This window comes from Hyphomonas sp. (assembly GCF_041689225.1).
Classification (GTDB): domain Bacteria; phylum Pseudomonadota; class Alphaproteobacteria; order Caulobacterales; family Hyphomonadaceae; genus Hyphomonas.
This window is the reverse complement of record NZ_JBDNGN010000133.1, coordinates 1-13,196: the sequence shown is the minus strand read 5'-3', so window position 1 is coordinate 13,196 and position 13,196 is coordinate 1. Positions and strand designations below refer to the sequence as shown.

The 13,196-nt window shown below is 62.1% G+C and carries 11 protein-coding genes; 6 read left to right on the top strand and 5 right to left on the bottom strand.

Annotation, left to right across the window (positions count from 1 at the left end):
- Positions 1–543: glycosyltransferase (locus tag ACESNB_RS13725; protein ID WP_373008253.1), on the bottom strand; the 543-nt coding region annotated here is incomplete at its 3' end.
- Between the two features lie 91 nt (positions 544–634).
- On the opposite strand from ACESNB_RS13725, the gene ACESNB_RS13720 reads away from it, so the two are divergent.
- A complete protein-coding gene (locus ACESNB_RS13720; RefSeq protein WP_373008251.1) occupies positions 635–1,111 on the top strand; it encodes a hemerythrin domain-containing protein in 477 nt (158 codons plus the stop codon).
- Between the two features lies 1 nt (position 1,112).
- Here ACESNB_RS13720 and ACESNB_RS13715 read toward each other — a convergent pair whose 3' ends face one another.
- The gene (locus tag ACESNB_RS13715) at positions 1,113–1,916 is read right to left on the bottom strand and encodes a uracil-DNA glycosylase family protein (RefSeq protein ID WP_373008249.1); all 804 of its coding nucleotides are present in this window, start codon (positions 1,914–1,916) and stop codon (positions 1,113–1,115) included.
- Positions 1,917–2,008: 92 nt separating this feature from the next.
- On the opposite strand from ACESNB_RS13715, the gene ACESNB_RS13710 reads away from it, so the two are divergent.
- The 5 genes from ACESNB_RS13710 (at position 2,009) to ACESNB_RS13690 (ending at position 10,274) form a co-directional block, all read left to right on the top strand.
- Positions 2,009–3,691, top strand: coding sequence for an electron transfer flavoprotein-ubiquinone oxidoreductase (locus ACESNB_RS13710; RefSeq protein WP_373008247.1), 1,683 nt, complete (start codon positions 2,009–2,011; stop codon positions 3,689–3,691).
- 133 nt (positions 3,692–3,824) lie between these two features.
- Entirely contained in the window at positions 3,825–5,738 is a 1,914-nt protein-coding gene (locus tag ACESNB_RS13705) for a tetratricopeptide repeat protein (RefSeq protein WP_373008245.1), read from the top strand.
- Between the two features lie 107 nt (positions 5,739–5,845).
- On the top strand, positions 5,846–8,476 hold the full coding sequence (locus ACESNB_RS13700; protein ID WP_373008243.1) for a penicillin-binding protein 1A: 2,631 nt from the start codon (positions 5,846–5,848) through the stop codon (positions 8,474–8,476).
- An 86-nt stretch (positions 8,477–8,562) separates the two neighbouring features.
- Positions 8,563–9,682 (top strand): peptide chain release factor 2 gene (prfB, locus tag ACESNB_RS13695; protein WP_373008241.1). Its coding sequence is split into 2 segments (ribosomal slippage): positions 8,563–8,631 and positions 8,633–9,682, totalling 1,119 coding nucleotides; the frame shifts between segments, so codons are not numbered across the junction.
- Positions 9,672–10,274 (top strand): DUF1294 domain-containing protein, encoded by a 603-nt coding sequence (locus ACESNB_RS13690; protein WP_373008239.1) that lies wholly within the window; start codon positions 9,672–9,674, stop codon positions 10,272–10,274. The genes prfB and ACESNB_RS13690 overlap by 11 nt, the downstream gene beginning before the upstream one ends.
- Here the strand turns inward: ACESNB_RS13690 and ACESNB_RS13685 are convergent.
- The 3 genes from ACESNB_RS13685 to ACESNB_RS13675 all read right to left on the bottom strand — a co-directional run.
- A complete protein-coding gene (locus tag ACESNB_RS13685) occupies positions 10,265–11,608 on the bottom strand; it encodes a VWA domain-containing protein (protein WP_373008237.1) in 1,344 nt (447 codons plus the stop codon). The genes ACESNB_RS13690 and ACESNB_RS13685 overlap by 10 nt on opposite strands.
- 6 nt (positions 11,609–11,614) lie before the next feature.
- Complete coding sequence (locus ACESNB_RS13680) at positions 11,615–12,607, bottom strand: AAA family ATPase (RefSeq protein WP_373008255.1); 993 nt, start codon at positions 12,605–12,607, stop codon at positions 11,615–11,617.
- Between the two features lie 306 nt (positions 12,608–12,913).
- The coding region (locus ACESNB_RS13675; protein ID WP_373008235.1) for a hypothetical protein at positions 12,914–13,196 on the bottom strand (283 nt) is incomplete at its 5' end.

Below are 13,196 nucleotides of genomic sequence, written 5' to 3'. Positions count from 1 at the left end.
GGTCAGGTTGTCCTTGCCGACAGCGCGCACGATCATGACGTCTTCCATCAGGCGCACGTCCGGGTATCCACCAACCTGGTCATAGAGTTTCCGGGAGATCAGCAGGCCCTGGTCGCCATAGGGCAGCCCGAGCCAGCGGGCCCGGCGATTGGCGCGGGTTTCGAGCCAGCGCGCGCCCTTGTCGTCTGAGCGGTATTTGAGACGGAAGACACCCGCCTTGCCCGGCCGGTCGCGGATATGGTCTGCGACGCGTTCGGCCCATTCGCGCGAGAGCGCCGTGTCGGCATGCAGGAACAGGAACCAGTCACCGCGCGCGGCCTCGGCCCCGGCGACCAGCTGGCGTCCGCGGCCCTTGGCGGAGGCAAGGAAGGTCGCACCCGAGGCTTCGGCGATGGCGGCGGTCTCATCCTCGGAGAAGCCGTCCGTCACGATCACCTCGCGTATGAGGCCGGCCTCGAGGCCCGGCATCAGGCTTTCGAGGCATAGTGGCAGGTCGGCCGCCGCGTTCAGTGTGGGAATAATGATCGAGAGAGGAGCGGGCATGGAAATTCCCTAGCAGGCGCTTGTGATCTCAGGAACTCTCTTGGGGCAGCCGCGTTCCATCTGCAATCCGACTTGCACAAGGAACCCACACATGACGACCATCTATGACCGCCTGAAGTCAGACCACGACACCCACCGCGAGCTTTTGGCCAATCTTGCCGATATGTCCGGCGACAGCAGCGACCGGCGTAAACTGTGGATCAGTTTCTACTATGATGTCGGCGCGCATGCGGCTGCGGAAGAAGAGGCGTTTTATGCGCCGCTCATGGAGGCGTCGAAGGGCCAGCCCAAGGCGCGGCACTCGGTCTCCGAGCACCACGAACTCGACGAGATGATCCAGGACATCGAAGGCATGGACTTCAGTTCGCCGGGCTGGCTGGCGCGGTTTAAGACGATGCGCGAACGCTACGAGCACCATATCGACGAAGAAGAAAACGAAATCTTCGAAACGGCGCGCAAGGTTCTGGGGGCGGATTCGTCGGGCGAGATCGCCGCCACGTTCGACACGCGCAAGAAGAACGAACGCAGCCTCGTCGACAAGAAGGTCGAGGCCGAACTGGAGGAATAAGTCAGGCGAGTTCGCTGAGTCGCTGCTCCACCAGCAGGAGATCGCGCCACGCGCGGCTCTTGTCCTGGGGGCGGCGGAGCAGGTAGGCCGGGTGCAGGATCGGGATCAGCGGCACAGTGGCACCGCCGGGCGTGGTGAAGACGTGCTCTGTCCCGCGTATCTTCATGATGCCGTCGGAGCCGTCCAGGAGAGCCTTGGCCGGCACGCCGCCCGCCGCGATGATCAGTTTCGGTTTTCCCAGTTCGACCATCCGGTCGACGAAGGGGCGGCAGACGTCCAGCTCTTCGACGTCCGGGCTCCGGTTACCGGGCGGGCGCCAGTAATTCACGTTGGTGATGAAGGTGTTCTCGGCGCGTGAGCGTCCGATGGCTGCCAGCATCCGGTCGAGCAATTGCCCCGCCTTGCCGACAAAGGGCAGGCCTTGACGGTCCTCTTCGGCGCCGGGGCCCTCACCAATGACCATCAGGTCGGCGCCCGGGACGCCGTCATAAACAACTGTGTGTTCGCCTGCGGCTTTCAGCGGGCAGCCCTCGAACGCCTCGATGGCGACTTTGAGCGTTTCGAGCGAATCGCACGCGGCGGCGGCCCGGGTGGCTTCAGCGACCCAGTCTGTGGGCCCACGGCCACGGCGCGACGTGGTTTTGGGTGCGGCTTTTACAGCGTCGCCAATCTCTTTCAGGACGGGCGACGAGGCCTTCATTTCCCGCATCAGCGCCTCGATCCGGGCGGAATCCACTTCGACGCCCATGTCCTGCCACCAGTCGGTCAGGGCCTGAAGGGCCTCAATTGACGCGGGGTTTGGCATTGCGACGCTCTGGACCTTCCTGAAACAGGCTGTAGTTGTTTAGTGTTTGAAATGTACGGCGTTATCCTACACGCCAAAATCAGGAGTTACCAATGGCCGATGACGCCCCGCAGCGCGAGTCGATGGAATATGATGTGGTCATCGTCGGCGGTGGCCCGGCCGGCCTGTCGGCGGCGATCCGGTTTAAACAGGTTGCCAATGAAGCTGGCGAAGACCTGTCGGTCGTCGTACTGGAAAAGGGCGGAGAAATCGGCGCGCACATCCTGTCGGGCATCGTGCTCGACCCTAAGGCGCTGGACGAACTCCTGCCCGACTGGCGCAACAATAGCGACTGCCCGCTGAAGACCGAAGTCAAGATCGACCGCTACAAGCTGCTCGGCGAGAGCGGCTCGGCCGAACTCGGCTGGCTGCCCTTCCCGCCGCTGATGAGCAATCATGGCTGCTATGCCGGATCGCTGGCGAATGTCTGCCGCTGGCTTGGCCGCGAGGCGGAAGCGCTGGGCGTGGAAATCTATCCGGGCTTTGCCGCCTCTGACGTGGTCTACGGCGAAAACGGCGAAGTGCGCGGCGTTGTTGCCGGCGTCATGGGCATCGGTGCGGACGGCCAGAAAAAGCCCGACTACGAGCCCGGCATGGAACTGCTTGGCAAATATGTCCTGTTCGCGGAAGGCGCGCGCGGCTCGCTGACCAAGCAGATCATGGACAAGTACGACCTGCAGGCCAATTGCGATCCGCAGAAATTCGGCATCGGCCTGAAGGAAGTCTGGTCCGTGCCGGAAGAGATTTTCGTCGACGGGCTGGTGCAGCACTCGTTCGGCTGGCCGGTCCAGGACAAGGACGGCAATGGCGGCGGCTTCCTGTATCACTTCCGCGACAATGGCGAGCCCTTCGTGTCGGTCGGCTACGTCGTCCACCTGAACTACAAGAATCCCTACCTCGCACCTTACGAGGAATTCCAGCGCTACAAGCACCACCCGGACATCAAGCGCTATCTCGAAGGCGGCAAGCGCGTGGCCTATGGTGCCCGGGCGATCACGTCGGGCGGCCTGCAGTCCATTCCGAAGCTCAGCTTCCCGGGCGGCGCGCTGATCGGCTGCTGTGCCGGGTTCGTGAACCTGCCGCGCATCAAGGGCACGCACAATGCCATGAAGACCGGCATGCTCGGCGCTGAAGCGGCGTTCGAAGCGATCAAGGCCGGCCGGTCCGGCGACGAGATGACTGAGTATGACGATGCGATGCATGCCAGCTGGGTGCAGAAGGACCTGTCGACCGTACGCAACATGAAGCCGTTGATGTCGCGCTTCGGCACGATAATCGGCGCCATGATCGGCGTGCCCGACATGTGGATGCGTTCGCTACTCGGCTTTGGTTTCCTGCCCACGCTTAAGCACGGCAAGACGGATGCGGCCTCTCTGAAGCCGGCCAAGGACTACACGCCGATCACCTATCCGAAGCCGGATGGCGTGCTCAGCTTCGACAAGCTGACCAATGTGTCCTTCACCAACACCTTCCACGGCGAGGACCAACCGGTTCACCTCATCGTCAAGGACATGGCCCTGCAGAAATCGTCCGAGCATGACGTCTATGCCGGCCTCTCGGCACGTTACTGCCCGGCAGGTGTCTATGAGTGGATCGAAGAGGGCGGCGAGCTCAAGTTCCAGATCAACGCGCAGAACTGCATCCACTGCAAGACGTGCGATATCAAGGATCCGAACCAGAACATCAACTGGACCGTGCCCGAAGGCGGCGGTGGCCCGGCCTATACGAACATGTAGGTTCGCCAACACATAAGTGTGACAAGAGCGCGGACAGGGCAACCTGTCCGCGCTTTTACCATTTGGGGCCTTGTTCTCGCCTCACGGGACTGCTTCATTCTTCGCACATGCGAAACGGAGAAACCTGACGCTCATGCGCTTCAAGCCTGTCTTAGCCGCCTCTGCCCTTTCAATCGCCCTTTCGCTTGCAGGCTGTGCCTCAACTGCACCCGCCCAGATCGTCGATGCGTCTGCTTCGGCATACGATGACGCCGGTCTGTCGGCGGCAGCCCGGTCGACGGCCGTGATCGGCGCGAATGGAAAGCCCGTCGGCATTTCGGCCTATCCGGCGCCGATCGACGCGGTGAAGGCCGGCGACATGGCGGCGTTCCTGCTGATGACGCAGGGGCTGAACCCGGAAGACCGGGACTCCAACCCGCTGTTCAACGCATTCCTTGCGATCGACCGCGCGGCGGCCGGCGACACGTCAGGTGCGCGCGTCATCCTGGATATCCAGGATGACGCGGACGAGACAACAAGCCGGTCGCGGCTATATGGTTATCTTGATGCCTGGTTCCTCGCAATGGAGGGCCAGACCGATGCGGCCATCGAAAGGCATAGGGGCACGTCTTCCGGCATGCCCGGACTGACGGGCGACCTGTCGCTGGCTGCCATGCTGGAGGCTGTTGGCCGGCCCGATCAGGCGCTGGCGGTTTACGAGTCCCTGACGCCGTCGAAGATCGAGGCCCCCGAACACCAGTTTGATCCCAAGGGGCTGCTTTACTCACACGTGAAAACCGTGATCTCGCGGCATGCCCTTCTGCTACAGCGGCTGGGACGTATTGATGAAGCGAAGGCCGTCTACAAGCGCCTCGCCGATGCCGAACCTGAAGAGGCCATCAGCTATGCCGCCGCGCTCGACAGTCTCGAGACGGGCAAGAACCTCAGGAATGAGCCGCTGACCGTGCGGGCAGCTTTTGCGCAGTCGCTGGCCGATGTGTCGCGCGCCATGCAGGAGCAGCGGATCATCCGCAAGATCATGATGGGCGGGCGCCCGGACGGGTTTGACGACCAGCGCTCGGCGCTCGATCAGGTGGCATTGCTTGTCTATCCCGAAGATGAGGGCCTGCGCACATCCATCGTGGATGATTTCTACGAAAACGCGCTTTACGAATCCGCCGCGCACGTCGCCCTTTTGGGTCCGAAGTCGACGGCGCCGCTAGAAATAGCAGCCGGTCAGGCCCTTCTCATGGCAGGACAGGAGGATGCAGCCCGCGCTGCCATCGACCGGGCAATCGCGCTGTCAGATGACGAAAACCGGCTACAAACGCTTTATGGCGCCCTCCAGTTGCGCACCTTGCTTGATGACGAAGCCGCCGCGGGAGACTTGCTCGACGATCTGCTTGCGTCGGCCGAAGGGCCTGCGGAGCGGGCCGCTGCGCATGGGCTTGCTGCCGAAATCTATAGCCAGTTCGGCAATTTTGCGAAAGCCGCCGCAAGCGCTGAACAGGCCCGCGAACTCGACGACACGCATGACCGGCGTCTCGCGCTGGCTGACGCGTGGGGCAAGGCGGGCAAGGTCAATGAGGCGATCATCCTGCTGCGCACGGAGCGGCTGGCCCGACCGAATGATCCCTACACGCTGAATTCGCTGGGCTATTTCCTCATCATCCATACGGACAAGTATGATGAGGGATACCGAATCCTCGCCCGCGCCAAGGCGCTGGCGCAGCACGATCCCTATATTTCCGACTCGTTCGGCTGGGCCTTGTTCAAGATGGGCGACCTGAAGGCGGCGCGCCGACTGGTGGAATCGTCGCGCAAGGAATTGCAGCCGCATCGCCACTGGGAGATCGAAAACCATCTCGGCGATATTTATTGGTACCTCGATCTCAAGGATGATGCTCGTGAGGCTTGGCAATATGCCCTCGACAATCGCCCACCGGCTGTGGAACGTCGCAAGCTGGAAGAGAAACTCGCCTCAGGCCTGACTGCACCGGCGCCCGAAAAGCGAGCGCTGCCTGATGTTTCGCTGACCGACGGCGAAGTCGATCGGCAGGACATCTGACACTGGGCTCTTTAACGCGCCGCCAACGCGCCTTAGTATCGCCCGAAACGGATGCGATTCCGGCGCTTGATGCCAGGGATCGCTGGCCCTTGTAACAGGACGAGCACATGGCTGATGCCTACGAGAAACCCCGCATTCCGACCTGGGTTTGGCCAGTGGCGAAGTGGAGCGTCATTGCCGGTTTCGTTCTGGCAGTTATTGGATTCATTGCGATCTGGCTTTATTTTGCCGCGCTGGGCCGGGATGTGCCGAGTATTTCCAAGCTCAAACAGTATGAACCGCCTATCACGTCGCGAGTTCATGCTGGCGACGGGATGCTGATTGCCGAGTTTGCCGACGAGCACCGCGTTTTCGTGCCCTACGAGTCGATCCCCAAACACGTCATCGACGCTTTCGTGGCGGCGGAAGACAAGAACTTCTTCACGCATGACGGCCTCGACTATGTCGGCATCACCCGCGGTGCCGTGAACTCGGCCAAGAACAAGGTGACAGGATCGGGCGGGCTGCAGGGCGGTTCGACGATCACGCAGCAGGTTGCCAAGAACATGCTGCTGACCCGCGACCAGAACCTCAAGCGCAAGGCCAAGGAAGCGATCGTCGCACAGCGCATGGAGAAAGAATTCACGAAGGGCGAGATCCTGGAGCTCTATCTCAACGAGATATATCTCGGCGGACGCTCCTATGGCGTCGGTTCGGCGGCACTCAACTATTTCAACAAGTCCCTGCCTGAGTTGAACATCTCAGAAGCCGCTGTGCTGGCTTCACTCGCCAAGGCGCCCTCTGCGGTAAACCCTTACACCAATCCCGAAAAGCTTCTCTTTCGCCGCAACTACGTTCTCAATCGTATGGTCGAGGACGGGTATATCATGCGTGAACAGGCCGATGAGGCGATCGCCTTGCCGCTGACCACGACGAAACGCCTGCGCGGCCCGGAATACGCGGCCGCCACCTATTTCGTGCAGGAACTGCGCCGCGACCTGATCAAGACCTATGGTGAGGAAATGCTGGAGCAGGGCGGCTTGTCGATCCGTTCGACGATTGATACGCGCATGCAGCTGGCCGCCCAGCAGGCGCTGCAGGATGGCCTAGTCGCGTATGACCGGCGCCACGGCTATCGCGGCCCGGTCGCAACCCTGCCGATTGGCGATGGCATGCTCGAAGCGCTGAACGCCGTCGAACTGCCCGGTGGCTATGGCACATGGGAAGCCGGCCTCATTACCTCTATCAGTTCCAAGGGCGCAGAGCTCCTGTTGACCGACGGGGCCAAGATAAAGCTGCCTGCCGAAGAACTAGAATGGGCCAAGACGTTCGACCCGGAGGTTGGCAAGCCAGGGCTGCAGGTCGGCTATGTCGTTCTAGCTGAACTGAAGCGCCAGGTCCTGAATGCCAGGGAGACAGGCGCGCCCGACCCTGAAACACCCGAGCTCGATGAAGAGGGCAACCCGATTGCCAGACCTGTCGCGCAATCCATGTTCCTGCCTGTCGGCAACGCCACGCTGCGGCAGGTTCCAGCAGTTGACGGCTCACTTATCGCGATCGACCCGCACACGGGCCGGATACTGGCGATGCAGGGCGGCTATTCCTTCTTCAAGAGCAATTATAACCGCGTCACGCAGTCGAGACGCCAGCCAGGCTCTAGCTTCAAGCCGTTCGTCTATGCGGCGGCGCTTGAAAAGGGTTATACGCCGGCGAGCCGCATGCTGGACGCGCCGTTCGTGTCGTTCGATGTTTCGACCGGCGACTATTGGCGTCCGGCCAACTATACCGAGGGGCGCTCCTACGGCATGGTCACCTTGCGCATCGCGCTGGAGAAATCCCTCAACCAGGTCACGGCGCGCGTCGCTCAGGATATCGGCATGGAAGCCGTCTCCGAACTGTCCGAGCGTCTCGGTGTCTATGACAAGCTGCCGCCATACTCGGCCATGTCCCTCGGTGCGGGCGATGTCTACCTGATCAACCTGGCGCGCGGCTATGCCGCTTTCGTCAATGGCGGTAGGCTGGTGACCCCGACTCTGCTCGACCGCGTGCAGGATCGTCACGGGCGTACCCTGTTCCGTCACGACGAACGCGCCTGCACAGGTTGCATGGCAGAGGAATGGAACGGTCAGGGCCCACCCGAATTGCCCGACAATCGTGATCAGGTGCTCGACCCGATCATCGCCTACCAGATCACCCATATGCTGGAAGGCGTGGTCGAGCGCGGGACAGGCCGCCGGGCCCTTCGCGTCGGCAAGCCGCTTGCCGGCAAGACCGGTACGACCGATGATTATCGCGACGCCGTTTTCATGGGATTTTCGCCAGACATCGTGGTCGGCGTGCGCGTCGGGTTTGACGATAACCGCTCGCTGGGTGAAGGCGAGGCCGGCGGCTCCGTGGCTGCGCCAATCTTCACTGATTTCATGGAAAAGGCCCTCGAATTCACGCCTGCTATCCCGTTCCGGACCCCTCCCGGCGTGCGTCTGGTGAAGATCGATGCCCGCACGGGTGAGCTGCCGGGCCCCGGCACGTCCGTCATCATCGACGAAGCCTTCCGCCCGGGTACTGAGCCCGGCATGGCGGCCTTCAACGGCACGGATGACTGCCTGTCGATTTCGGGTGCGTGTGGAAATTCGGGCTCGGGTTCGGGCACGTTCGGAACCTTCGATCCGCGCACCGGCGAACAGCCGGTCCCAGAGGATGGCCAACCGCGCCAGGCGCCTGAAAAGTCTGCCGACGACAATCTCGACGGTATTTTCTGACCAGGCTTTTGACCGCAGGGAGTTGCTCGGCTATCCCGGCCCCTGCTGTTCCATTTTCGCAATTGCGCCCAACAAGGCTTGTTCACATGTCCGCTGAAATAAAATCCCTTATCGACCAGATTCGCCAGTCGTCCGACCTGCTACGGAGGCGTCTTTGACTGGGATACTGCCACAAAACGCCTTGATGAGCTGACCAGCCTTTCCGAGCGTCCGGACTTCTGGGACGATCCGCAGGGCGCACAAGCCATGATGCGCGAACGCCAGCGCCTTGCCGATGGCATCGCGATGGTCGAGGCGCTGAGCAAGGAAGCAGAGGACGCGGAGGAATTGCTGGAACTCGCCGACGGCGATGCGTCGATGATCGCAGATATTGAACGCACCTTGTCGAAAGCGGCCGAACGCGCCGAAAAGGCCGAGCTTGCCGCGCTGCTGTCCGGTGAAGTGGATGCCAACGATACGTTCGTCCAGATCAATGCAGGCGAAGGCGGCACTGAGAGCCAGGACTGGGCCAACATCCTCAGGCGCATGTACATGCGGTGGGCAGATGCGCACGGCATGCAGGTCGAGCAACTCGACGAACGCGAGGGCGAAGAGGCGGGCATCAAGTCGGCCACGATCCAGATCAAGGGCGAGAATGCCTATGGCTGGCTGAAATCGGAGCAGGGCGTACACCGGCTTGTGCGCATCTCGCCGTTCGACAGTTCGGCGCGGCGGCATACGAGCTTTGCCTCGGTCAGTGTCTCGCCCGTGATCGACGATACGATCGAGATCGAGATCAATCCATCCGATGTGCGCACCGATACTTATCGCGCCTCTGGCGCTGGCGGCCAGCACATCAACAAGACCGACAGCGCCGTGCGATTGACGCACGGGCCGAGCGGTATCGTCGTGGCCTGCCAGGTCTCCCGATCGCAGCACCAGAACCGCGACCAAGCCTGGCGCATGCTGCGCTCGAAACTCTATGAACAGGAATTGCAGAAACGCCGGGATGCGGCGTCCGATGCGAACGCCTCCAAGAGCGCCATCGGCTTTGGTCACCAAATCCGTTCGTATGTGCTGCAACCCTATCAGATGGTGAAGGACCTGCGCACGGAGGTTGAAACCTCAGACACTCAGGGTGTACTCGACGGTGACATTGATCGCTTCCTCAGCGCCGCCCTTGCCGCTGCTGTGGAACAAGGAAACGGAACTGACGATGCGACGTGAAGGCCGGCTTGTTGAATGGTACGCGGACCGAGGATTCGGTTTCCTCGCACCAGATGATGGCGGGCCGAACGTGTTCCTGCATATCAAGAACCTGCCGAAGGCCGATAAACGGCTCGATATCGGCCAAGCCTATGCTTTCGATGCCGTCCTTGATCCGACCGGTCGCGAGCGGGCTCAAAATGCCGTGCCGATCATCGAACCCGTCGCGGTGGAGAAGCGGCCTGTCTTATCGTATTTGCGTCATCTGCCACCGTTCCTGGTGATCGCGGCATTTATCGGGATTGTCGCGTCCGTCGCCAGCATCATTCCCGTTTCGACGAACTGGTACATCATTTATGGCGTCGCGAGCTTCGGCTGCCTCATTGGCTACTGGATCGACAAGAATGCGGCGATCCAGAAGAACTGGCGGATATCGGAAACGGTCCTGCTGCTGCTCGGCCTGGTCGGCGGCTGGCCCGGCGCGATCGCGGCGCAGGAAATTTTCCGCCACAAGACGCGCAAGGGCACGTTCCGCTACCTGTTCTGGATGACTGTTGCCATCAACATGGCCACGTTCGTGCAGATCAACGTTCTGGGCGTAGCTCACCCATAGGCGCTGAGCACTTCATCGACGGCGCGCTCCAGATCCTTCAGTGTCGCGACGTGGCTCATCTGTGTGCAGAAGGGCAGGTAGCGCGGAATGGCGCTGTCGCCGGTGCCCCATTGCGAGCGGCCTTCAGGGTTGAGCCAGATCATGCTTTTCGCCCGCTGAGCAAAGTCGCGGAACAGGTCGGCGCGCGGGTCGCCATAGTTTGACCGGCCATCGCCGAGGACGATCACCGTGGTGCGCCGGTCGATGATGCTTTCATGCCCGACCTTGAGGTCCGACCAAGCCTGGCCGTAATCGGTGGAGCCCATGCCGAGTTCGCGGATGATCTTGGCCATCGCCGCTTCGAACTCATTGTCGGCAAGGATGTCGTCGACAGGCTTCAGGCGGTGGGAGAAGGCGAAGGCGTGAATGTCCGGCACCGCGTCTGCGAGCGAATAGAGCAGGAGCAGGAGAAAGCGGACATATTGGGCGACCGAGCCGGAGACATCACAGATCGCCACGATCTTGGGGCGGTCCTTCTTCTTCTGGCGCCAGATGACATTGAACGGCACGCCGTCGAGGCCGGCATTGGCGCGCATCGTGCGGCGCACGTCGAGCTGGCCGCGATTGCGCTTCTTGCGGCGGCGGGAGTGCTTGACGGCGAGGCGTTTGGCGATCTTGGCGATCAGGCCCTTCATGCGCTCCATGTCATACCGGTCGAGCGCATTGAGGCGCTTCTCGGCGGCGAAGTCGTCGCGGAATTTCTGGGTTTCACCGGCGCCGAAGACGTCGAAGGCGCGCTCGGCCCGTTCGCGGGCCCGCATGGTCAGGTCACGGCGGATGTCGATGAGGTCCTGCGCCTCGGCCTCGTCGCTGGGCTCGCGGCCCTGAAGGGCTTCGAGCAGGCGTTGCTGCAGGCCTTCGCCGCCCATCTGCTTGATGATCTGCTGGGCATAATAGGCGACCTGGGTGGAGAAACGGATATCGTCGATCCCGGCGGCTTCGGCGGCGCGCTCCATGGCGGTCGAGATAGCGGACTCGTCACCTGACTGGAGCAGTTCAACAAGGTCCTCCGGAGGCGGCTGGAAGGCACCGTCTTCTGCCTCATTCCCTGTTGCACTCGCCGCGTTGTCTGCCTGCGATTCCGAATGGGCAAAGTAGAGGTCAAACAGGCGATCGTGGACCTGTTTCTCCTGATCCGACTTGGCCAGGACACAGCCGAGGGAATCCTTCAGCAGGGACCGGTCGCCATAGCCGATCAGGGCGACAGCGCGGGTCGCGTCGAGGGCTTCGCCGGTGGAGACACGCACTTCGGAAGAGCGCAGCGCCCGGATGAAATTGGTGAGCGTGCGCTCCATTCTCCGCTACCCGAGTTCAGGATAGCCGGAGGCGGTGCGTCCGGCCTTGTCCGGTCCCGTGGCCTCGCGAACGAGTCGGGGGACTTCCTTGGAAACGGCGGCAATGTCGCTCTCGTGTTTGAGCAGGACATTGAGCGTGGTGCGCACGAATTCTTCGTCGAGCGCCGTTGTGTGCATCAGCAGAAGCGTCCGGGCCCAGTCGACGGTTTCCGAGATGGACGGGCGTTTCTTGACGTCGGCTTCGCGCACGCCCTGAACAAAGCTGACCAGCTGTTTCAGCAGGATTTCGGATACACCCGGCACGCGGGCCTGGACGATCATGCGTTCGCGGGCCGCATCGGGGAAACCGATATGGAGGTGCAGGCAGCGGCGCTTGAGGGCGTCGCCGAGCTCGCGGACATTGTTCGAGGTCAAGATCACCAGCGGCGGGACATTGGCGCGGATCGTGCCGATCTCGGGCACGGTGACCTGGTATTCCGACAGGACTTCAAGGAGGAAAGCCTCGAACTCCTCGTCCGACTTGTCGATCTCGTCAATCAGCAGGACCGAGCCGGCCGGTTGCTGCATCGCGGTCAGCAGGGGACGCGATTCGAGGAATTGCTCGGAGAAGAAGAGGTCTTCGAAGGAGGCGAGCTTGCCGAGCGAGGTGGAGAGATTGTCCGCCGAGCCGATCAGCTCGTTCAGTTTCTCCTTGAGAATCTGTGTGTAGAGCAGCTGCTTGCCGTATTTCCATTCATACAGCGCCTTGCCCTCGTCGAGGCCTTCATAGCATTGCAGGCGCAGGACCGGGAGGCTGAGCCATTTGGCGAGCGACTGGGCCAGATCGGTCTTGCCGACGCCGGCCGGGCCTTCGATCAGGATCGGCTTGCGCAGGCCATGGGCCAGGAACACCGCCGTCGAAATCTCGCGCGTGGAAATATAACCAACGGTGGCGAGTCCTGCGGTGACTGCATCGATGGAACTGAGCGGCTCGTAGCCGGTGGAAATGTCTTTTGCCATGCCGAAAGGGGTAGGGGGCGGGTGAAAGGCTGGCAAGGCATATCGCTGGGGCAAGCGCCCTTGCCCGGAAACACCTCCCGGTGCCCGGTAAACCTGTCTGATTGAGGTGGGGATTCAGCTTGAATTATCCCACTTTTCCAGCGCAGTGGAGAGCAGGCCCGGCAGGGCCGCGGCGATCATGCCCAAGTTCGGGGCGCAGGCGATAGGCCGATGCCATAGGTAGGGCGACGGGCCTGGGGTCTCCGCGTTTACGCTGGCGGGCAAGGCTGCGCGCGAGGCGTTTGGCATAGAGGTCCGGCGCCTCGATCACCTTGTAGAGGGCGCTGACGCGGGCGAGGAAGGGGGCGGCGGGCACCGGGCCGGGAAGGTGACGAGTTCGGTGCCCTCGGGGAGCGGCGTGGGGGTGGCAGGGGTGAAGCCGGTCCGCGGGCGAACCGCTGGCAGGGTGAGCGGCCGCAGGTGGGCATCGGTCATGTTGATCACCGCCGACAGGGCATAACGCGCCTGTTCGAAGCCGTGATGGATAATATCGGGCGGATGGCTCATGCGGCGCAGTATAGCGCAGGTACGGTATGGGCTGGATAAGGGG

Bases quoted from the DNA above. Each gene is read 5' to 3' on its own strand.
- ACESNB_RS13720 (WP_373008251.1), top strand. From the start codon at position 635: ATGACGACCATCTATGACCGCCTGAAGTCAGACCACGACACCCACCGC.
- ACESNB_RS13715 (WP_373008249.1), bottom strand. From the start codon at position 1,916: ATGCCAAACCCCGCGTCAATTGAGGCCCTTCAGGCCCTGACCGACTGG.
- ACESNB_RS13710 (WP_373008247.1), top strand. From the start codon at position 2,009: ATGGCCGATGACGCCCCGCAGCGCGAGTCGATGGAATATGATGTGGTC.
- ACESNB_RS13705 (WP_373008245.1), top strand. From the start codon at position 3,825: ATGCGCTTCAAGCCTGTCTTAGCCGCCTCTGCCCTTTCAATCGCCCTT.
- ACESNB_RS13700 (WP_373008243.1), top strand. From the start codon at position 5,846: ATGGCTGATGCCTACGAGAAACCCCGCATTCCGACCTGGGTTTGGCCA.
- ACESNB_RS13690 (WP_373008239.1), top strand. From the start codon at position 9,672: ATGCGACGTGAAGGCCGGCTTGTTGAATGGTACGCGGACCGAGGATTC.
- ACESNB_RS13685 (WP_373008237.1), bottom strand. From the start codon at position 11,608: ATGGAGCGCACGCTCACCAATTTCATCCGGGCGCTGCGCTCTTCCGAA.
- ACESNB_RS13680 (WP_373008255.1), bottom strand. From the start codon at position 12,607: ATGGCAAAAGACATTTCCACCGGCTACGAGCCGCTCAGTTCCATCGAT.